Annotated in this window: 15 protein-coding genes; 3 read left to right on the forward strand and 12 right to left on the reverse strand. The window is 35.2% G+C overall.

The window, feature by feature from the left end; translation table 11 throughout:
- Positions 1-45: 45 nt before the first annotated feature.
- The 9 genes from ACFS3A_RS20660 to ACFS3A_RS20700 form a co-directional block, all read right to left on the reverse strand.
- On the reverse strand, positions 46-1,542 hold the full coding sequence (locus ACFS3A_RS20660) for a pectate lyase (RefSeq protein ID WP_379827456.1): 1,497 nt from the start codon (positions 1,540-1,542) through the stop codon (positions 46-48).
- A gap of 82 nt (positions 1,543-1,624) precedes the next feature.
- A complete protein-coding gene (locus ACFS3A_RS20665; RefSeq protein WP_379827457.1) occupies positions 1,625-3,214 on the reverse strand; it encodes a hypothetical protein in 1,590 nt (529 codons plus the stop codon).
- Between the two features lie 25 nt (positions 3,215-3,239).
- Positions 3,240-5,261, reverse strand: coding sequence for a RagB/SusD family nutrient uptake outer membrane protein (locus tag ACFS3A_RS20670; RefSeq protein WP_379827458.1), 2,022 nt, complete (start codon positions 5,259-5,261; stop codon positions 3,240-3,242).
- A 12-nt stretch (positions 5,262-5,273) separates the two neighbouring features.
- Positions 5,274-8,642, reverse strand: a complete 3,369-nt coding sequence (locus tag ACFS3A_RS20675; protein WP_379827459.1) for a SusC/RagA family TonB-linked outer membrane protein — start codon at positions 8,640-8,642, stop codon at positions 5,274-5,276.
- Positions 8,643-9,051: 409 nt separating this feature from the next.
- The gene (locus ACFS3A_RS20680; RefSeq protein WP_379827460.1) at positions 9,052-11,598 is read right to left on the reverse strand and encodes a glycoside hydrolase family 95 protein; all 2,547 of its coding nucleotides are present in this window, start codon (positions 11,596-11,598) and stop codon (positions 9,052-9,054) included.
- 6 nt (positions 11,599-11,604) lie between these two features.
- On the reverse strand, positions 11,605-12,654 hold the full coding sequence (locus ACFS3A_RS20685) for a pectinesterase family protein (RefSeq protein WP_379827461.1): 1,050 nt from the start codon (positions 12,652-12,654) through the stop codon (positions 11,605-11,607).
- Positions 12,655-12,717: 63 nt separating this feature from the next.
- Positions 12,718-13,638 (reverse strand): alpha/beta hydrolase, encoded by a 921-nt coding sequence (locus ACFS3A_RS20690; RefSeq protein WP_379827462.1) that lies wholly within the window; start codon positions 13,636-13,638, stop codon positions 12,718-12,720.
- 1 nt (position 13,639) lies between these two features.
- On the reverse strand, positions 13,640-15,208 hold the full coding sequence (locus tag ACFS3A_RS20695) for a glycoside hydrolase family 28 protein (protein WP_379827463.1): 1,569 nt from the start codon (positions 15,206-15,208) through the stop codon (positions 13,640-13,642).
- A gap of 40 nt (positions 15,209-15,248) precedes the next feature.
- Complete coding sequence (locus ACFS3A_RS20700; protein ID WP_379827464.1) at positions 15,249-16,220, reverse strand: pectinesterase family protein; 972 nt, start codon at positions 16,218-16,220, stop codon at positions 15,249-15,251.
- A gap of 838 nt (positions 16,221-17,058) precedes the next feature.
- Here ACFS3A_RS20700 and ACFS3A_RS20705 point away from each other — a divergent pair.
- The gene (locus ACFS3A_RS20705; RefSeq protein ID WP_379827465.1) at positions 17,059-17,895 is read left to right on the forward strand and encodes a T9SS sorting signal type C domain-containing protein; all 837 of its coding nucleotides are present in this window, start codon (positions 17,059-17,061) and stop codon (positions 17,893-17,895) included.
- A 286-nt stretch (positions 17,896-18,181) separates the two neighbouring features.
- On the forward strand, positions 18,182-18,709 hold the full coding sequence (locus tag ACFS3A_RS20710; RefSeq protein WP_379827466.1) for a DUF6252 family protein: 528 nt from the start codon (positions 18,182-18,184) through the stop codon (positions 18,707-18,709).
- A gap of 63 nt (positions 18,710-18,772) precedes the next feature.
- On the opposite strand, the gene ACFS3A_RS20715 is transcribed toward ACFS3A_RS20710, so the two are convergent.
- Positions 18,773-19,018, reverse strand: coding sequence for a hypothetical protein (locus ACFS3A_RS20715; protein ID WP_379827467.1), 246 nt, complete (start codon positions 19,016-19,018; stop codon positions 18,773-18,775).
- 288 nt (positions 19,019-19,306) lie between these two features.
- Here ACFS3A_RS20715 and ACFS3A_RS20720 point away from each other — a divergent pair, with 288 nt between their 5' ends.
- Positions 19,307-19,852: a hypothetical protein gene (locus tag ACFS3A_RS20720; RefSeq protein ID WP_379827468.1), complete on the forward strand. Its 546-nt coding sequence runs from the start codon at positions 19,307-19,309 to the stop codon at positions 19,850-19,852.
- A gap of 73 nt (positions 19,853-19,925) precedes the next feature.
- On the opposite strand, the gene ACFS3A_RS20725 is transcribed toward ACFS3A_RS20720, so the two are convergent.
- Together ACFS3A_RS20725 and ACFS3A_RS20730 are read right to left on the reverse strand one after the other, a co-directional pair.
- Positions 19,926-21,515: a family 43 glycosylhydrolase gene (locus tag ACFS3A_RS20725; RefSeq protein WP_379827469.1), complete on the reverse strand. Its 1,590-nt coding sequence runs from the start codon at positions 21,513-21,515 to the stop codon at positions 19,926-19,928.
- Between the two features lie 16 nt (positions 21,516-21,531).
- A complete protein-coding gene (locus tag ACFS3A_RS20730) occupies positions 21,532-22,902 on the reverse strand; it encodes a glycoside hydrolase family 28 protein (protein WP_379827470.1) in 1,371 nt (456 codons plus the stop codon).
- Positions 22,903-22,921 lie beyond the last annotated feature (19 nt).

Consider the following 22,921-nt stretch of genomic DNA (forward strand, 5'->3'; position numbering starts at 1 on the left):
GAGCTGACTAAAAAACAAAAACGAATTGAATAATTCTAAAAAGGATTATAATTTTAACTGCTCTTCGGTCTGTTTAGCTATTATGCTATTCATATAGACCTCGATATTGTCGTAGATTTTACTGAGATTATGCCCATTTGCATCATTCTTTACAGGATCAAGACCGTTATTTTTTTCCCATTCATCAGGCATTCCGTCATTATCAGTATCTTTTAAAGTAATGCCAGAAGCTAAATTAGGCCATCCGCCTACAGCATTCTGAGTGTCTATCATACCATTTTTACTGCCATTTCCTCCATCTTTAATCGTTACATTACCACTTTTGACATCATTAATAATGCGAATATCAACGGCATCGCGAATCAAAGATGCTCCTGCATATTGTAGTACTAGATCATAAGCCTTTTGAGCCGTGTGTGTTGTAACAGGCAAAGCTTTGTGGGGTATATTTTGTTTGATTGCCTTTTTATCAGCATCAGAAACTGCACCGTAGCCGGGAGAAAACTGATTGAAAACGCCATAAGTCCAATTGTCTTTTGTAGTTTGTGGAGAACCTTCGATTACATTTCCATTAATGTAATATTTTCCCCAAATATTATAGACAGGATTAGGCGAAACATTCGCTTTTGTATTTTTATCAATAGAAATAATTCTATCTTTTTTTACAGTTGCCGGTCCGGGTTTGTAGTAGCAGTTTACAATATTGACATTCATAGCTTCACCTCCATAGCAGCTATTGCCTCCCCAATTGTAAATGACGTTATTCCGTAAATCAACTAAATCGGTAAGAGCAAAAGCATGATTAGCATATTCGCCCAAACGAGGATTACGACTGTCACTACTGGCTACTAAATTATGATGGAAAGTGGCATTTTTACCGCCCCAAATTCCTCCATATCCATGAGAACCTTTAGCATGAAAAGAGTTTTTTAAAGCTTCTGAAATAATACACCACTGCAGCGTAAAGTTTTCGTTCTGATAAAAAGAAACACATTCATCTGTTGACCAGCTTACAGAACAATGATCGATAATAACATTCTTTTGAAAACGTCCGCCAAGTGCATCGGCTTCGATTTTGTTTACATCTCCCATTCGGAAACGAAGATATCGCATAATAACATTATCAGCACTGACACTTACATCGTAGTGCGCCACACAAATACCGTCGCCCGGCGCGGTCTGACCTGCAATTGTAATATCACCGCTTTTAATATGCAGCGCTGACTTTAAATAAATCGTTCCGCTGATATCAAAAACTATAATCCTTGCCCCTTTCTGATTGATGGCATTTCGCAAAGTTCCCGGTGTATCAGTATCTTCTAAAGAAGTGACTTTGATTACTTTTCCACCTCTTCCTCCTGTTGCTTTAGAACCTCCGCCTTCTGCTCCAGGAAAAGCAAAAGGTTCTTCTAAAGGCTCTTGATTTCTTAATTTCTCTTTAGAAGGATCTAAATTTTTATATCGTTTTTCAGAAGGCATAAAGGATAATATACTGTAGGTAAAAAATATCCCGATTACAGTACCTGTTAGTTTTTTATACATAATAAAAATATAATGTTAGTATAGTAATAACAAAGGGAATATGATTATCATAACTCCCCTTGTTTAAATTATTATTTATAAATCAAAACCATCTTTTATCTCCTGCTACGCCTGTACCAGCGAAACCTGTACCTTCTTTGATATGAAAATCACCAAGAGCAGGATTTACAAATAAACCGTAAATATCTAAAGGAACTGCTGTAATTCCTGTAAATGGTCTGGCATCAACAATTAAATCTTTGGTCATATAACTACCTGTGTATGAAATTTGAATACTTGCGTATGTTCCGTTGGTACTATTGATTTTAGCTCCTCCGTTTGGCCCTCCAATAATCATATTCTGAATTGTAAGCTGTACTGGTTTTGCATTATCAAAAAGCCATAAATGCCCCATTGCAGTAGTAATATTTATGCAGGTAATGTTTGAAAAATTAATTTTTGTTGCCACACGAACATCAGCAAAACGAGTACTGATTTCAGTTAAAGTGCAATTTTGAGCTGTTATCGAATTAATAACCTGTCCTGCGGCTACGTTGAAAACACCATAACCTCCTGTTCTGGAAATCTTGCTATTGGTAACATTGACATCATTGACTACAGAAGTACCACTTAAACGTACTATAGAGTTAATATTATCTATTTCGCAGCCGTCAATATTAATGTTGTGTACATTTTTGGTTCCCAAATCAATAAAAAATGCGGCTGCAGAAGTCGTGTTCAGATATTGAATAATTAAATCATTAATCTGTGTTTGTACTCTAAAACGGGCATTAAGCAATTTTGGCAATACTCCGTTAGAATCAGCAACTCCCACAAAAGCAATATCATTAACGCCAGTCGGAATAGTGATATCTCCTCCAATATTATAAGTCGTATTTTTATCGAAAACAATAGTAAAGTTTTTAGAACCCGTAGCTACGAGGCCACTAATCGCTGCAGCAATTGTAGTTGCGTTATCAGCGGGTAGTACATTATAAATAGTACTATCAAATATACCGGTAGTTCTAACATTTAGCGAACCTCTTACATTTGACTCATTCAAAATTTTTACTATATAACTGGTTCCAATGGCTAAATTATCTATAACTAAAGTTCCTGTTGTTTTCTGCTGATCTGTTAAAGGAATTTCTCTAATATTTACTCCCGCCTGATCGAATAAAGCTACTTTAGTCACTCTTGGAGAAATAGTCCAGTCAATAGTTAAACTATTTGCTGCCGGAGTATAACTTTTAAATAATTGCTCGGCAGGGGTTCTAAAAAAGATCTGACTTAGTTTAGATTCAAGTCCGGTCGCTTCACTTACACTTTTCATACGAACTGAATAACCGGAATCACCATCCAGCTCACTAAATAGTTCACGATATTCTACTTTGGTCTGATTCGTTGATGTTGCAAAAGGAACCAAATCAGCACTTTTCAATTCGACCGTTTTTACAATCTGATTGAATTGTAAACTATCTTTACTAAATTCAAAAATGTATTTAGTGGCATCTATTGATTTTGTGAATTTTAATTCTACCTGAGTAGATGCTACTTTAGAAACCTCAAAAATCAAAGCTTTAAAAAGACGTTCATGTCCTTCTTCTACTTCCCAGTCATTATAATCCTTTTCGCAGCTTACGAACACTAAAGTAAGCAAAGAAAATAGTCCGAATATTATATTTTTTTTCATTTCTTCCAATTTTACAAGTTTAGGTTTAGTATCCAAAAGAATTCGTTAAATTACCTTTAGACTCAAATAAATCTTCATAATAAATACAGAAATAATGTCTGTAATTACAGCTTTTATTTCCCATGGTGTATTGCACTAAATTGGATTGAATTTCTCCACCATTAGTCATAGAACTTAAGAAACTGGAATAATCATACGATTTATTAATACCTGTACCAGCTAATAAAATACGTACCGGCCAGTCAATATAATTTTTATTGGTTCCGCTGGTTGGCTTCTGCGCATTTTTAGTAAACCACGAAGCGGATAAATATTCTGGTCCAGGACTGGCACCTAAATTTCTATAATAATTAATCGAACTCTTATCAATATATTCTGCATTCTTGAACTTGTAATAAATTGTCTGCGGAAAGTCAGATGCCTGATACGTTTTGTCAAAAATGGTAACCGTCTGTTTATTGTCCAGCATTAAACACAATGTTTTTTTCATGGTTTCAATTTTATCGTATAAAAGTCCCCATCTTACCAAATCATGTTTACGAATAGCTTCACAACCAAATTCCCATGCACGCTCATTTACAATAGCATTGAAGAAATCAGCATCATATTGTTTTACTTTCGATGAGTTTGCTCCAAAAGCACGAGCTCTTACGGTTTCTAATGCATGACGAGGTGACATTTTCGCTACAGCATTAACATTATCTGGATTAGATAACTGGCTTTCTGCTTCAGCAAACATCAAATAAATATCGGAATAACGCATTATGATCCAATTTACCCCAGTGGCAATACGGGAATTCGCTGTTTTATGCAAAGACAAATAAGAAGGATTCATCCAGTCTAGACGCCATTTTGCAAAACTAACACTAAGAGCATCTGTTTTCATTGTCTCTTTGTTTTCACTTCCATAGCTGGTCCAGGACAAAGTAGTATCCCTGCGTAAATCATCTGGGTCAAAAGAATAAAAATAATAGGCCTGTGAACTCACATAACTTCCTCCAAAACCTCTTGAACCGTATTTGGTATTAGAAGCTACTTCATACCCCATTAATGAACCAATGTCTCCATTATTCCCAAGACCAAAAGCAACCTCGAATAAGTTTTCATTTGAAGCATTCTGCCCTAGATTACAAACTGTTTTCCAGATATTCTCATAATTAGGATCTAAACTATGCTGATGTTCTGAACTGCCTAAAATTTCTGCCGTTTGCTGCGCGGCAATTTGATAGTAATCGCGCCAGTTTTTAACACGTCCTACATAATATCCGTTTTCGGCCTGCATGGTTGGATGATGTTCTACATTCTCATCGGAGAAAAGATTACCGTCATGCAATGACCACCCTCCTGCAAACAATGCCACTCTCGCTAATAACCCTTTAGCGAAAGCCTTAGAAATACGTTCAGCAGTAGTATATTCCGGAGCCATTTTAAGATATGGCAGGTATCCTACAGCTTCGGTTAAATCTTTTACCAATTCTGCGTAAACTACATCTCTGTCTGTTTTTCCGATATAGACATTAGAAAGATCCGATTTTGATGGTTCGCCTTTATAAGGGATATCACCCCAAAATCTAACCAGTTCAAAATAAGCTAAGGCTTTAAGAGTTAAAGCTTCTCCTAAAAGAGGCTTCATCTCATTTGCTTTAGATTCAAACACAGGCGAATTGCGAATACCATCTACAGCAGATGAAGCCAATTCGGCAAACTGAAACAAACTCTCCCATTTAGTTGTAGTGTTATAAGGATCATCATAAAAATTACCCGCTCCAGAATCAGAACTTGTAGAGTTATATCCTGTTGTGGTAAATCCTGAGTTAGTTTCAATATCGCTCACTCCCTGCCAGTTTACAGACAATTTCTGTCCATAAATATAAGTATCGGTCATTTTTCCATAAACTCCCATAACGGCAGCTTTAGCCATAGAAGTTGTATTGAAAACCGTTTGTGAACTTAATTTAGAAGGCGAAGTAGTTTCTAAAAAGTCCTCATTGCAGGAAACGGTTCCTAAGCCAAGAAGGACAAATGCAGTATAAATATATTTTTTCATGATAATAGACAATTAAAAAGTTATGTTGGCACCAAATAATAGGGTTCTGGCTTTTGGATAAGCCGACCAGTCAAGTCCGGGTGTTAAAGGAGAATTATTAGTACTTACCTCCGGATCCTGTCCTGAGTAACGGGTCCAAACTTTTAGGTTATTACCCGACACATAACATCTTACTTTTTGAATAAACTTTCCTTTGGCAATTGTTTCCGGAAGTGTATAACCAATAGTAAGATTTCCTAAACGAAGAAACGAACCATCTTCAATTGCCCAATCTGTAATAATGGTAGAGTTGGACAAAGGATGCCAAATACTGGCGTCCTGGTTTATTTCCTGTAATAACTGCGGATTCGCATCGGTACCAAACATGATATTATTTCCTGTAACCGGATCTATGGTTGTAAAACGATTATCCAGACTCATCAATGCATTAGCGTTATTGTAACGTTTAGAACCACTGAAAGTTGAGTTATCTATTTTATTAGCATTATAAATATCATTTCCATAAGACCAGTTGAAAAGTGCTGAAAAATCTAAGCCTTTAAAAGCGCCGCTAAGAGCAAAACCACCCGTATGTTTAGGTTGCGCACGTCCAATAACTTTTCGGTCTTCATCAGGGTTTATTACGTTGCCTGTACCGCTTAGTTTTTTTAGTTTCATATGTCCTGGCCCAAAATAATTCCCTGAAGTCGTAATTACTTTTGAGGCATCGGCAACACCTTCTTTTAGAATCCATTTTTTCTGTACAGTATCGAAATTAAAATCATCGAATGTATACATTCCGTCAGATACATAACCATACATTAAACCAACCGGCTGTCCTACACGAACTCTATAATCATCACGTCCAACATTAGGCGCCCAGTTTGATGCAGCAATCATTTCGTTAGAACCGTCTAAACTTTTTACAACATTTTTATTAAAGGCAATATTAAAGTTAGCTGATAATCTAAATTGAGAAGTTTCAACAATATTTCCGTTTACTGTAAATTCGATTCCTTTATTAGAAGTACTTCCAATATTTTGGTATTGTGAAACATAACCTGAATTAGATGGTAATGCTACGGCTAATATTAAGTCATTAGTGTCAATTTTATAAGCATCAATATTTATGGTTAATCTTTGATTAAAAAATCCAAGATCTAATCCTAAGTTGGTAGAAACTGTCGTTTCCCAAGTTAGGTTTTCATTTTTTAAAGTATTAGAAGGTTTTAAAGAACTCTGTCCCACTTCACTTACATAAATAAGACGATTCGCCGCTGTTTCAAAACTATAATCCTGACGCCAGTAGGAACCTACACGAGCATTTCCAACTTCTCCGTAACTTAAACGAAATTTAGCATCGGATAACCAACTTTTGGTCTTTTCCATGAATTTCTCATCAGACATACGCCAGGCGAATGCTGCTCCCGGAAAATAACCCCAGCGGTTGTCTGGAGCAAAAACGTTTTTACCATCAAATCGAGATGTAAAACTGAAGATGTATTTATCACGAAGCGTATAATTAATACGTCCGAAATAAGAAGAAGTTCTAGTTGGTTCTCCAATCGTAGTATAAGTAGGCAGAGGCGTACCATAATTCCACATTGCCAAAACATCACTAGCTCCAAAATCGGCAGGGAAAAATTTAGATTGAATCAAAGTTTCATTGACCTGAGAGCTTCTCGCTTCCTGTCCAAGCAGGAAGTTGAACTTGTGTACTGATTTATTAAACGATCTATCATAGCTTAAAGTATTTTGAATCGACCAGTCTGCTCCTTTTACATCCTGACGTTTTGCTACTGGCTGTCCACCGTTTGCACTTGCCTCTCCTGTATTTCGAAGCCAGATATTATCCGTATAATTTCTATTTATTCCGTAACTCCCCTGAGTAACTATCGAAAGTCCTTTTATAGGTTTCCAAGTCAAACCTCCATTCATTGTCAGATTGAGATTGTTCTGCTCTTTGTACTCGTTGGTAATGTTGTAAATAGGATCATTTAAACTACTCAAAGCTTCCGCTGAAGTGATATTATCCGTTCCGCCTAAAGCTAATGCAGGATCCAGATAAGTCAAACTTCTTACTGGAGCATATTTAATTCCATCTTTCAGTTTTCCTCCGTTGGAAACACTTGGCCCTGTAATTATCGTATTGGAGAAACGAGAGTTGAAATCAAAACGGAATTTAGAACTTAATTCTTTATTCAATTTAAAACTCACATAATCTCTTTTGTAAGCTGAATTAACCATAATAAAGTCTTCCTCATCATGCGTATAATTTACCTTGTACTGCAGTTTTCCATCTCCACCGGTTAGTCCCATATCAGTATGCGTCTGCACCCCTATATTTCCATAAAGTTGTTCCTGCCAGTCAAAGCCTTTTTTAGATTTGTAAATATCCCTGTCTTCCCATAAACCATAGGCAGAATAAAAACTGGTACCCGTTACACTAGATCCCGGATCAAGTTCTTTTTGAAAATATACAAACTCATAAGGAGATAAAACATTGGTAAGTTTATAGGTCTTTTTTAAACCGGTATAAGCATTAACGGTAATTTCAGTCTTTCCTTTTTTTCCTGATTTAGTTGTAATAAGCACTACCCCATTTGCTCCTTGAGAACCATAAATTGCTGTCGATGAAGCATCTTTTAATACATCAATAGTCTCAATATCGCCAGGCGGAATATCATTAATCGAATTGACCTGAAAACCGTCCACAATATAGAGCGGGGAATTATCCTGAGTAATAGAACTTCCTCCACGCACTCGCACGTTAATCTGTGCATCTGGAGAACCTTCTGTAATGGTAACATTTACTCCCGCTAAACGTCCGGCGATAGCCTGTAAAGCAGAGGTTGCAGGAATATCTTTCAAATCCTTCATATTTACAGAAGCAACGGAACCTGTTAAATCTTTACGTTTAGCAGTTCCATATCCAATTACTACGACCTCATCAAGGTTCGTTGAGGAATCTTTCATTTTAACATTAAAACTGCTTCTCCCGCCAACAGCAATATGCTGGGTTTCCATACCAATAAAAGAGAAAGTCAGTGTACCCTCTGAAGGAACTTTTTCAAAAACAAAACTTCCGTCAATATCAGTCATTGTTGCTTTTTTGGTGCCTTTTAATACAATAGACACACCTGGAATTCCCAGTCCTTTTTCATCTACCACTTTACCTTTTACTGTTATTTCATTTTGAAAAGATGGAAACAAATCAAAGGAAAAATGGTTATAATTCTTACTGTTTCGGGAAAAATCGAAACGGGTTAGTGTGCTTGAATTTGAGTTCGTATTGGCATTGGCAGAAAAATCAAAGAGTAAAACTACTGCGGAAAGCAAAGCGGCTTTATTCCTAACTTTTTTTACCATGCCAAAGTGATTCTTTGACAAATTCTTTTTCATACGATAATGGTTTAAATTGGTTAGTTAGTATAGTTAATAGTGAAATTTGTATTCTAAAAATGATCTCTTCTAAGGCATGGTTTTGAAGCCGAATTGAGACCTTACTTAAACAATGCTTAAATAAGCAGCATTAAAAAAACACATTCCGAAAAAACGGATTTGCTTTTATGATTTATTGTTAAAACAAAACTAGATTTTAATCCTAATTTGAAGGAGGTCTAAACACAATATGATAGGGGGCATTTCACAGAATCCCTTTATTTTCAACACATTCAGGAATTACATCAGAAAAAACATCTGTTTTTGATAGTTATAATTCGTAAAAAAACATCTAATGTTTCTCTATAAAAAAAGAGCTGTGATTTAATCGTATCACAGCTGCTTTTTATCTTTAGAAAACAATCAAAAATTAGTTGACATACTGAAAAGTATAACTTTTTCCTTTTTCTGTTTTAACATCAAATTCGAATGTTTTTGCAACTGCTGTTCCTTTAAATTCGGCACTGGAAGAAACCACTGGTTTTTCGACTGGCTGATACTTATAAAAAGTATTAGGATTAATTCCTTTAGCAGTGTTTAATCCTGAACCTTTTAATGGAGAATAACTTCTCAAACGGAGATTTCCGCCAAGATTAGATTTAATCGTTACAGAAACTAATTTGCCCTTTTTCCACTCCATATTTTCGATTTCAAAACCGCCACGTGCTTTTAATCCTTTAATTGTTCCATTCTGCCAAACATCAGGTAAAGCTGGTAATAAACTCAGAGCGCCGTCATGACTTTGCAGTAACATTTCGGCAATACCAGCCGTACAGCCAAAATTTCCATCAATTTGAAATGGAGGATGTGCATCAAACATATTGGTATAAGTACCGCCATCCGGATCTTTAATAGTGGCGTTGGCAGACTTCAAATTGAGCTGATTTGTAATCAGTTTATAAGCATGATTTCCGTCTAAATATCTTGCCCATAAACACACTTTCCAGCCCATTGACCAGCCTCGGCTAGCATCTCCTTTTCCTATAAGCGAGTTTCTGGAAGCTTCAAAAAGTTCAGGCGTTTTAAAAGGCGAAACTTCTCGTCCCGGAAACACTCCCCATAAATGCGATACATGTCGATGTGTATCATTTTTACGATCCCAATCTTCCAGCCACTCCTGCAATTGTGTGTATTTTCCAATATGCATTGGAGGTAGTTGCTGACGGATTTTTTTCAATTCTGTTATAAATTGCTGATCTACTTTCAAAATTTCAGCCGCATCAATGGTATTCGAAAGCAAATCAAATACCATCTGATTATCCATCGTAACGCCAGCAAAAACAATACAACGTTCTGTACCTATACTTCCATCGGGTTTTGTATATTCATACGATTGCAAGCCAGGAGTATGTTCCGGAGAAATAGAAGGAGAAACGACCAGATATCCTGTTTTCTTATCTTTAATTAAAAAATCCTGATAAAATTCGGAAGCACTTTTAAGTATTGGATAGACTTCTTTTAAATACGACTGATCTCCCGAGAAAAGAAATTTTTCCCATAAATGCGAAGCAAACCATGCATTACAAGTAGGCCAGATTCCTGCAGTCGCATCAACTGCACCGGTAGAACGCCATAAATCGGTATTATGATGCAAGGCCCATCCGCGGGCACCGTACATTTCCGAAGCCGATTGTTTTCCTGTTTCACTAACTTCTTTAATTAATTTTATAAAAGGTTCATGGCATTCTGAAAGATTAGTTACTTCTGCAGGCCAGTAGTTCATTTCAACATTTATGTTGGTTGTATACTTACTGTCCCAGGCCGGATATTGTCCCGCATTTGGATTCCAAATTCCTTGTAAATTAGCGGGCTGACTGCCTGGCTGAGAAGAAGCAATAAGCAAATAACGTCCAAACTGGAAATAGGTTGAAACCAAATCAGGATCTTCTGTGTTTGAAAATTCAGCAATACGCTGATCTGTTGGTTTGTTTATCTGTGGAGAATTGCCTAAATCTAACTGAACCCGATTGAATTGCTTTTGATAAAAAGCAATATGATCTTCTTTAGCTTTTTGATACGATTTAGAAAAAGCCTTTAGATAATCCTTAGCTCGTTTCTCGGCATCTGCACTAATCTCTTTATAATTTTTAAAATTGGTCGCTACTGATATGTAAATAAAAGCTTCGTCAGCATTTTTTACACTGATGGATTCTCCTTCTTTGGATTGAGTTCCTCCCTTTGCCTCTACTTTTATTTGCGTATTAAAATGCAGTAAATTGGTTATATTTTCTTCCTTCTCACGAGCGCATTGACCATTAACTACAAGCAGTTGATTCTGATTTGCAGGTACTGAAGAAGTAACTTTTACCATATTGGTTTTAAGAGGCCCTGCAAAAGAAGCATTAAAATTAACAGCACCTTTTTTATCTGCAGAAAGTCGAATAATAATAAGCTGATCTGTAAAAGAAGTAAAAACCTCACGCTGAAAGTTTACACCGTTTACAGTATATTTAGTCGTTGCAATTGCCGTTTTTAAATCCAGATCTCTGTAAAAATTAGTATACTTTTCATGATTTGGAACAGATAAAACTAAATTCCCAATGGATTGATACACTTGTCCATGCGAAGTTGTTTTGCGATCTGCAATTATATCAGACAAAGCCAGTTTCTGCGCTTCAATAAAATTTTCATCCTGAAGATAATTCTGAATCTGCTTCAGGCTTTTTTTAGCATTTGAATTGATATTCTGATAAGGACTTCCCGACCAAAAAGTATCTTCATTAATCTGAATGGTATCCGATTGAGGTACTCCATAAACCATTGCTCCTAATCTTCCATTGCCAAGAGGAACAGCATCTGTCCATGCTTTGGAAGGTTTATCATACCATAAAACTAATTTTTTCTGAGCAGAAGAATGGAACAAAAATGAAAAAAAGACGAAAAACGATAAAACCGATTTATTTAAAAGAATTTTCATAAGTTATTATTTTACTGAAGGCTTCCAATTATCAGATCCGTTTAATACATTTTCTACCGAATACAATTTGGCTTCAGCTGCGGAAATTGCTTTTAAACCTTCCCATTTTGCACGACCAGTCATATTTGCCCCTTCTCCTTTATTGTTGTATTCATACAAATGCAAATCGGCACTCGTTGAAGCATAATCCATACGCCAGGTTGTTGGCCATCCCAACGGATTTAATTCTTTGGACATTTCACAATTCAGCCATGCTACCTTTGGATAATTATGCCAAGGTCGACCAAGACTAAATGGCTGTTTATCATCATTAACACGAGGGCTGTTGCTAACAAAAGTCAACTTACATTTGTTAAACACAAAACCATATTTTTGATCTTTTGGTGTACTCGGAGCCGTAATCCAGCCGCCGCCGTAACTCCTGATTTCACAACTGTCAAAATAACCTATTCCGCCACCGTAGATATAGTCAGTTCTGCCTAAAATCATACAATTTTTAAAGTAACTGCGTGTACCATCTTTCCCAAGAAGCATGGTATCCTGATAGCCTAAAAAATTACAATTGATAAAAGTATTTTTATCTGAGGTAATAAAAACAGCTAAAGCCTGTCCAACAGGACCAGCAGTATTTTGAAAGGTTACATTCTCCGCTCTAAACTCATCTCCCTGAATCGTTACTGAAGCTGAAGTTCTAATATTCTGCCCTTCCCATTTCGCAGCATCTTCGGCTGGACATTTATTGTTTAAACCGCCAGTACAGTCGAAAATATGATAACTCAGAATCGTTTTGTCGCGGTTTTCACCTTTGAAAGTAATTCTCTTTTTATCAGCAGGAACAATGATTTTTTCGGTATTGTATAAACCGTTTTTTATAAAAATGATGGTGCGTGCTGCTTTATCGGCTGGAACTGCATTAACTGCCTCCTGAATTTTTACATAATCACCGCTTCCATCTATGGCTACTGTGATTTTATCTTTAGTTTGGGCCGATAAGCTGTTGGGTACTATTATCATAAAGGCTATAAAAACAGCCCATTGGTAAAAGAAATTTTTCATAATTTAAGTCTTGGAAAGTTATTAATTTGGTTTTGTAAACTAATTGCTTACGGATAATTAGTTTTATTTCTGCGGTTTCGCAAGAAAGCCCATTTCGTTTAACCAAGCTTCACATAAAGCTGGCCATAATTGTGTAGAACCCGGATTATTGCGAAGCGCGATGTTATGATCTCCCTGCGGAAAAATATGCAAAGCCGCTTTGATATTGGCTTTTAAAAGAGCCTGATAATATTGAATGCTATTGAGTGGATTTACGACATGATCATCGGCTGCACAAATAACAAATGCAGGAGGCGTAGCAGTAGAAACATTTAGTTCACCTGAAAAAAGTTCTTCATTTTTCGGTTCTGGATTTGTTCCTAACAAAGCTTCATAACTTCCTTTATGGGCATTCTGCTTCATACTGATCGCTCCCGAAACAAGAATTTGAAAATTTGGCTGTATGCTTACCGAATCCAATTCATCATTAATTTTAGCATAATCAGTAGTAATTGTGGCAAGATTAGCGGTTAGTCCGCCACCTGCAGACGCTCCCATTACTCCAATCTTTGCAGGATCAATTCCCCATTGAGAAGCGCGGCTTCTGATCATTTTAATGGCTCTCTGACCGTCCATAATGGGCCCAAAAGCTGGATTTACCAAATCAGGAGAAGTTGGAAGCCGATACATGACCACAAAGGCATTTACTCCAAAAGTATTGAACCATTTTGCCAGCTGAAATCCCGCAATATTATAAGTCAGTTTTTTATAACCACCGGGAGGAAAAATTAAAACGGCCGCTCCTGTATTTTCTTCTTTAGAAGTAAAAAAAGCATATATCGAGGGAACATCAATCTGAGTTATGCGCTCACGGTCTTCTATTCTTTTTAATTTCATTCCTTTAGAATTAGGCATTTTACCCGTTACCCAAAGCGGAATAATTTCCTGGCTAAAAGCTGTATTTATAGAAATTGTGAAGAAAAAAAGTAATACAATCTTTTTCATTTTATTTGTCTTTTTTAAGGAAAGGTGTTTTTACGAGAGACAAAAAATTATTGCCTTGAATCACATCAGAATTAACAGTTTCAACAAAAACGGAAGCAGGAATTTTCTGAAAACAGTTGTTGATCAATACCGTTTTACAGTTCTCTAATTTAAGTATCGGCTGATCTACAATCGGTTTTTTAGATTTTACATCATTAAACAAGAGCTTATCACAATTTGTAAATTCGAACGATGGACCTTTTTCGGCCACTATATCTACATTCGAGAAAGTCAGATTGGTTGCTAGATTTCCTGTAAAACCTTCTTTGGCCTCCATATTAATATTCGTAAAAGTAAGTTCATCGACAGGCATTTCTTCGATGCCATAAATAACTCCTACTTTATTAATACTCCTACCTGTTACGTTACTAATTGATATATTTCTAAAGATCGGAGTACGCTCAGAAACAGGTTCTACTTTGGATGATCTATCATAAAAGAGATCAAACGTAAAGGCATTACGACCTATATTTCGCATCACTATATTGGAGACCATAATGTTTTCCACAACTCCACCTCGACCTCTGGAAGCTTTCATTCGGATTCCTGCATCTGTTCCATCAAAAACACAGTTTGTAATGACTACATTTTTTACGCCGCCAGACATTTCACTTCCAATTACAACACCTCCGTGACCTGCCAGCATCACACAATTGGAAATGGTAATGTTTTCGCATGCTTTTCCGTATTCGCGTCCGTGAAAATCTCGTCCTGATTTTATCGTAATACAATCATCTCCTACGCTGATAAAACAATCGGATATCCTAACATTGGAACAAGAAGACGGATTAATACCATCTGTATTTGGGCCGTGCGGTTCTTTATCCGGATTTAAGATTGTTACTCCGTGTATTCGCACATCATTGCAACCTACTGGATTAATAGTCCAAAAAGGGGAATTTAAAATGCGAATTCCTTCGATATTGATTTTATTACATTCAAAAAATTGAATAAAAGGAGGTCTGAAAAACTGGGTCTTTAAAGTATTTTCATAATACGGTTCTACTTTTAATTCTTTGTTCTGCTCTACCCAAAGTTTTTGTAATTCGGTTGGTTCTTTAAGCGTACCATTTAATTTTAGTTCTTTATTGATTCTCTTCGCTTCTTCCCACCAAGCAAAACCATTACCGTCTATAGTTCCTTCTCCTTTAATGATAATATTTTCAGCATTTTGAGCATTAAACAACGGAGCAAATGTTTTCATAAAAACTCCTTCGTAACGAACTTTTTGAAAAGGCAGATAATCTTTAAAATCGGATGAAAATTTTAAAACTGCCCCAGCTTCTAAATAGATCGTAATATTGCTTTTTAAAGTTATAGCACCTGTTAAGTAATTACCAGCTGGAAAATACAAAGTTCCTCCTCCGTCTTTTGATGCCAGATCAATGGTTTTATGAATGAGAGCTGTACAGAATTTTTTACCCGAATTATCTGCTCCTAATGCCTTAAGATCATAGCTTTTTGCCGAAACGCTTAGGGAATTTAGAAAAAAGATAAAACAAAGTAGTTTGTAATAAAATTTATGGTTCATGGTTTAGTGAGTATGATAGTAAATAAGAATATTAAAGATTTTATGGTGTAGCCGAACTGAGATTCCACTGATTCTCTACTTTGAAAATGACATTGAAAGTAAGTCTGGAATTTTGCTCAACAGAAAGCAGATGCGACCATTTGACACGTTTGGTTGTCAAAGCTCCAGGGCCATAATTTTTAAACTCAGCATAATAAGCCGTTTTTTCACTTTCAGGTTTTCCCCAATTATGCCATCCTTCCGGATTGATATGGGAATCCATAAAACAACTGGAAAAAATTACATTGGCATATTCACGCCAGGGACGTCCCAGATACACTTTACGAACATTTGGCGCAGATAAAAGTTTACAATTCAAAAAGACAAAACCATATTTACTGTTTTTAGAAGTATTTGCCGCTGTGATATAAGAATTGGCTTTACTATACAAAATACAATTATCAAAAACAGCTGTAGCCGAACCAAAAATATAATCGGTAGTGCCTTCTATGTAGCAATTATTAAAATAGTGGCGTCTATTTTCTCCTGAGACATATAAAGTATCCTGATTGCCTAGAAATTTACAATTAACAGCTTTAAAATAATCTCCTTCAACGTGCAGCGCCACAGCCTGTCCCACAGCACCTGCCGTATTTTCTATCGTTATATTTTGAAGACTAATATTATCAGCCAATACTTTAAATGTATAACTCGTAAAAGTGCCAATATCAGGCTGACCGTTATAATTATTGAATGAAATAATGGTTTGGTCTTTATCTTCTCCAATAAGGGAGATATTACTGTTAAAAGAATCAATTATGATTTTTTCCTTATAAATCCCTTTTTTAATAAAAATAGTTTTTGGATTAGATGGAAAAGCTCCGCAAGCTGTAATTGCTTCCTGAATCGAAATAAAGTCAGCAGAGCCATCTAATGAAACAGTGATGTTATCCTGAACTGATATGCTCCACACTCTTGGAAACGGATAAAAAAATAAAAAAAAGCAGAATAATAAAGTGATTTTCTTTTTCATAAAAACTATTTCAAATAGGATAGCGTATGTGTATTTTGAATATTGAGAACAGTAGCTTAAACATATAGTATGATTTAAGTCAGGTTGCATTTTAAACTGTCAACAGTTGCAAACATAGAGTCTTTCCAACTAAAGGATGTGGGACATATTACAATTACTCTGGGGTGAAATCACAAAAAAAAAAGCATTAAAAAACTGAAAAGCGAGTGCACTTGTATTTATAGACGCAAAATAAATTTTACGGTATCTAAAAAACTTGTCAAACCTAGAAAAAAAGGAGAGTTAACTTTTTTTCAGATTTGACAAGTTTTGCATTTATAAATATGAAATGATCTAAAAATTTCTTCTGCAGAATAATTTTCTAAAAGAAATACATTTTGTGTCTTTTTAATCTTGTAGGATTTATCTATTACTACTGTACAAACTAAAAAGAATGAAAGAAGGCATAAAATAGAACTTTTAGGAATTAAATATAATAAAGAGGCTGACTTATTCCGAAACAGACTATAATGAGTTTTACAGACACATTCGGTATTTTTCATTCTGTCCTCATATCCTTACCTTAACTTAATATTTAATCGATTAACGGCATAAAAAACCGATGTAATGCTGCAAAAAGTAAATTCAACCTTAATTTTTATTTCGTCGTACATTTTTGTGCCTTTAACGAATCGACAAAAAACATCAATTTTATAAATCACTAACAAGAAAAAACTACACATCTTTTTTGAAACCTTCCAGTATCACAATTACTATATATCTCATTGTTGATACTTGAAAATAATGTAAAAATCAATATCCGCACAATACACTATTATAAATTTTAAATTATCAAATTATGAAAAAACTTTACTTATCATCTCTTATGTACTTTATCCTGCAGTTCTTCTTGTCACTGTATACTGGAGCAGCTCATTCCGCTGCCAGCCCTGTAGAGTCTTCACTTACGAACCTAAAATCTGTATGTTTTAAGAAGTCTGAAAATGCGCCTCAGGAAGAAATACACCGTGTATGGCTTAATTTAACCAATACAGATGGCATTTTTAAACAAATTTTAATCGGATACATAAAAGGTGCCACTAACGGATGGGATCCTAAATATGATGGTTATACATTAGATGCCTATAAGTTTGCCGATTTTTACAGTATAAATGAAGGAAGAAAGTTGGTTATACAGGGACGTGCACTACCACTTGAGATGTCAGATACCATTCCGTTGGGATATAGGTCTGCTATTACAGGAGATCTTACAATTTCAATTGACCGTGCTGATGGTGATTTAGCCGCTCGGGATATTTACCTTCTGGATAAGCAAGCCGGAACAATCCATAATCTTAGAGATGGTGGTTATACCTTCTCGACTACAATAGGAGTCTTTACGGACCGCTTTGAAATTCGATATACAGAAGACCAAAAATTAGGAACACATGAATCTACTATTGTACCTCAGAAGCTTACTGTGGCTTCAAAAAACAAAGTCATTAGTTTAAGATCTGATGCTGAACCTTTAAAAGAGGTATCTGTTTTTGACATTACAGGAAAACTGCTTTACAGTAGTCAGGAAATCGGAAAATCTGATTTAGAGATCACTGGTATCCAGTCCGGTATGCAGATTTTATTGGTCAAAACAACATTCGAAAACGGAAATACAAGTACCAAAAAAGTTTTATTTTAGCTCTTAGAACAATAGAACGAAGTCCAACATGCACTCAAAAAAGTTTTTTACTATTTAAGAAACTGACATAAGAAAAACTAAAATATTAAAGCGGCACATCTTAAAATGTGCCGCTTTATTTATAGACGTCCATCCTAATCTGATTCGATCTTTTTACACGCTATGATTAGCTTTTACCATTTTTGAATAAAAATACTAAAGAATCAAAAAAATATGACATAAGTGCATTGTAAATTTTATCCTATATTTATAAAATTATTTCATTTTCACATAAATCATAAAACGTATGAAAAGACTATTACTCTTATTTTTTTTGATAATCTGCCTGAATTCCTGCGACAAAGATGATGTCCAAAAAACACCAATAGAGCGACTGCCTCCATTAACTTCATTAGGCGCCAATACTGCAGGCTGTCTTGTTAACGGCGAAGCTTTTCTACCAAAAGGCAATTTACCTGCTACGCTGTTTTGTCAGTATATCGATCAAAAACACTTCAGTATCGCCATAAATGAAAAAATTAATAACAAAATAAGGACTGTTAATGTAGCCAGTTTAAACGAGACACTTGAACTGAATAAAATTTATCAATTAAAAGAATATGGTGAAAATTCAAAGTTTGCAGAATTTGTAATTTTCAATGAAAATTTTGATGATATTCAATACCAAACCAATTCAGTCATTAAAGGTGAATTGAAAATTACAAATCATAACTATGCCAAAGCCATCATAAGCGGAACATTTTGGTTTGATGCCGTAAATGACAAAGGCGAAAAAGTTGAAATTAGAGAAGGACGATTTGATATGGAATATTAAATAACAGAATCTTAAAAGTTTATCAAAAGCCTCTTCCAAATAGAGTTATAGAAAAACTTCTTTTTATTTGATCGTAACAGTATCCAAAAGATTTTCCTGATCAATAAAAGCAGTTATATATTGCTGCACCTCATTGCGTTTCTCTGAGGGTGTTTCAAAGGTATTAATATGAAACTCTTCGTCATGGTCCAGGATATGAATAATCTCAGTATACCCTTTGGATATCAGACTTCCTTTAAGTTTAATAAAAGTGACCTGTTGGCGCGCATCCAAATCTTTTCTCACTTTTAATTGTATTGCTTTTTCCATTGTGAAAGATTTGTTGGTTATGGTATTATTATTTTAAAACCAAATATAATAATTTAGACTTTACACTTGCTTTTATGTACTGTTAAAAAAAGGGCACAAATGACACTTTCTCCAAAAAATATCAAACGAAAAATAATTCTGATCTTGAACTTCTAAAATATTAATTAATCAGCTTTTATTCTAATCTTATAAAACTTAGTAACAACAGCTAAATAAAAAACAAATAAACCTAATATAGTCTTTATCTTATATTAAAAAAATAGCACATCTTTACAAAAACTTTGAACTATGCGAAATATCTTATCATCATTTCTAATTTTATTTCTGTTCTGTTCCTGTGATGAAGACGGTAATCTTACTGGTAAAAAAGAAAAACTACCCGCAATAACAAATAGTGGGCTAAATACGGTGGGCTGTTTAATTGATGGTAAAGTATTCTTGCCGCATAATAGCGGGATAAATTCTGCAGTAAACTGTTTTTTTGAGATTGAGAATGGAGAACATTATTTTACCATGCGTTTTGCTGATCTGCGTAAGGGAAAAAGTAAAACAATTGTACTAATGCTTAGAAAAATTGATGTAAAGGAGGGTGAAGTTTATAAACTGAACAAAACGTTTACCATAGCACCTGAATTGACGGGGGCATTAGGTATTTATGCCCCAGGAGAAAGCAGTCAGCCATTTTACACAAATGAAGCAGTAACTGGCGAATTAAAAATTACCCGTTTAGATATGTCAAAGTCAATTATTGCAGGAACTTTTTGGTTCGACGCCATAAACGATAAAGGCATTAAAGTACAAATAAGGGAAGGACGTTTTGATTGGAATTACTAATGTTTAGAAAACTTAAATGGAGACTGAAGTTTGTACTTTATTCAAATAAAGGTCAATCAATATTTTTTATTTATTAATTTAATACCAATACAATATCATCTACATAACAAAAAGCATTAGCCTTACCATCAGCCAGAAACCCAATCTCAACCTTTCCTCCTTTCACAAGGATTTTCGAAATAGTAATGGTTTTCCACACTGTGTTTTCTTCTTTAATGGCATAGGAAAATCTTTTGTTGCCACTGACAGCATACATTTCTAAATTCTTAAAATCGGCACTGTTTTTTATTTTAGCTGAAAGCATGTAAACACCATCTTTCAGCTTAACGAATGGCGAAGAAGCAATAGTTTGAAAAGTTTTTCTTTTAAAATCTATTTTATCACTGATTTCAAGACTTTTTTCTCCGATTACCGTTTTACGCTCTTCTTCGGTATTAAAGTGATTTAAAACTGGTGAAATTGAATCTAACGAAATCTTATTTCCCTGAATAACCTCAGAAAACCATCCCGTCAGCTGAATCTGAACAGGTTTTACAGGACTCGGAATGTGTCTGCGGTCGGCTTCAAAACTGGGATTTTTAATATAGTTATTATCTTTTGCTACTTCCCATTTTCCTGTTTTTTCTTCCAGATTCCATGAGTTTAAAGAATTAAAATAAGGTGTTGTTCCTTCAAACGAAATGGGACACCATTGGTTATAACCTAATCCGTTTCCAGCAAAATTGGCCCAGCGGTCTCCACAATAGACTATGGTTTCTTGTTTACTTCCTTTTACAGAAAAGAAAAATCCAGTTTGTGAGATGTGGGCAAAATCGTCTTCAGTGCCTTTCATTACCTGCATGTCATTGGTAGGAACATAAGGCCCGAGAATATTGTCTGAAACCAAATAATACGCAAAAGAAGCATCCCAGCCATAAATATTGGACGCAAACATATAGTATTTGTTCTTGTATTTAAACATACAGTTTCCCTCACGGCTTTCGCCTTTAAAAACTTCTGTACAATCCAAAAGATTTATTTTTTCGTCTTTGATACCAATTTCAGAAACATAGATTTTATTTCGCCCTCTTCCGTAAGAATAGATTAAATAAGATTTTCCGGTATCTACATCTGTAAAAACAGTCTGGTCACCGGTGTTGCTCGTTCCAATCATTTTTTCCATATTGATTTTCTGATGCCATTCAAACTGACCTGTCGGCGAATCTGAAAGTGTAATCAATACTTCTGAGTCGTGTTGTACGAACATCGCATATTTTTTCCATTCTTTGATGTAAGCAACTCCCAAACGTCCAACCCATGTTTTGCCATTTTTATTTACTTTTTCTTTGGTCAAAACATCCCCTTCAAAAGTCCAATTAACCAAATCCGTAGAACTATAGCAGGTTACTGCCTGAAAAGTTGATGTTGGCAGTGTAACAGCAGGATTATTGCGGTAAACATCTGCTTCTTCATATTGTACGCCATACCAATAATATTTCTGGACACCGCTCATCGGTTCTGTAAATTTAAAAATACCGCCTCCCTGACTGTAAATGGGTTTTCCATCTTTGGTTTTCCAAAAAGAATCATTTTTAATATTCAATAATTGCGCTTCAACAACAGAACCGTTAAAACAGCATATAAAAACTAAAAGTATTTTGAACAGAAGGGTATTGATATTCATCTTTCTAAAATTTAAATCAGTTTTGAATACTAAAGTTTTTTACATTTTCATGAATGGATTTTTCTCCCTGAACATTCTGAGCCGTTACATTTTTAAGAAAAACATTTTCGACTGGAAGTTCTTTCTGTGCCAAAATTCTAGAGATAAATTTGACGTTTGTAGCTTTTACATTTTCAAGATAAACGTCTTGAATCGGTGTGAGTCTTCTTTCGATTGTTGGAACTAAATTTCGCCATTGGTACAAAACATCGGTTTCAATTCCGAGAATTCCCTCGTCAATTTTTCCTGAAGTTATGTTGGTCATGTGAATGTTCTTTACATAACCACCTCTTCGTTCATTGGTTTTAATGAATAAAAGATGATTGAGTTTTGCGCCATCAACAACGGTGCAATTATCAATAAAAACATTTTCGATACCTCCTGATAATTCACTTCCAATAGCAACTAATTGGTGACCGTTTTTGACAGTACAGTTTCGCATTACAATATTTTTTGAAGGCGTATTCAATCTCCAAGCATCCTGATTACTTCCAGATTTAATCGCAATCGCATCGTCTCCCTGGTCAAAAACACAATTTTCTATCAAAACATTCTGACTCATTTCGGGATCCACACCATCATTATTATGCCCGTGAGCATAAACATTCAGATTTCTAAGCACCACATCTTTAGACAAAAAAGGATGAATCGTCCAAAACGGACTGTTCGTAATTTTCACACCTTCCATCAAAATATTTTCGCATCTATTAAACTGAATAAACTGTGGACGGAAATTGGCAGTATCATTTACCATCTGTCTTTCTTTCATGGGTTTATTGTAAGAAGCCAGATAATATAATCTCTTCAGGCTTTCCATGTGCGCTTTGGGTCTTGCAAACCATTGTTTCCAAACATCCATTTTTGCTTTTAATTCACCTTCTCCCGTAATAGCTATATTTTTACATTGATACGCATAAATCAAAGGCGAATAATTATAACATTCATAGCCTTCCCAAGTCGAGCGTACCGCTGGCAGGTAATCTTTTGGGTTTTCTGAAAAAAGCAAAACTGCCCCTTTCTTTAAATGCAGGTTTACATTGCTTTTAAAATGAATTTTCTTTGTTAACCATTCTCCTTCAGGAATAACAACTGTTCCACCACCCGATTTGCTGGCCTTAGCAATAGCTTTACTGATTGCCTCAGAAGTTTTATTCAAATCTCCTGCAACAGCACCAAAATCTGTAATCGAAAATTCTTTACAGTTGCTGAAATCAGGAATTTTTATCGCTGGCATTTCAAAAGGTGCATTTACAGTCACTTCTTTTAAGGTTACTCCTGAATCATTTTTTTTAAACGATACAAAAACAAACGAAATCACTAAAGCCGTACAAAATATTATTTTTTTCATGATGAAATTGATTTTAATC

The organism is Flavobacterium notoginsengisoli (genome assembly GCF_042686225.1).
In the GTDB taxonomy this organism is placed as follows: Bacteria; Bacteroidota; Bacteroidia; order Flavobacteriales; family Flavobacteriaceae; genus Flavobacterium; species Flavobacterium notoginsengisoli.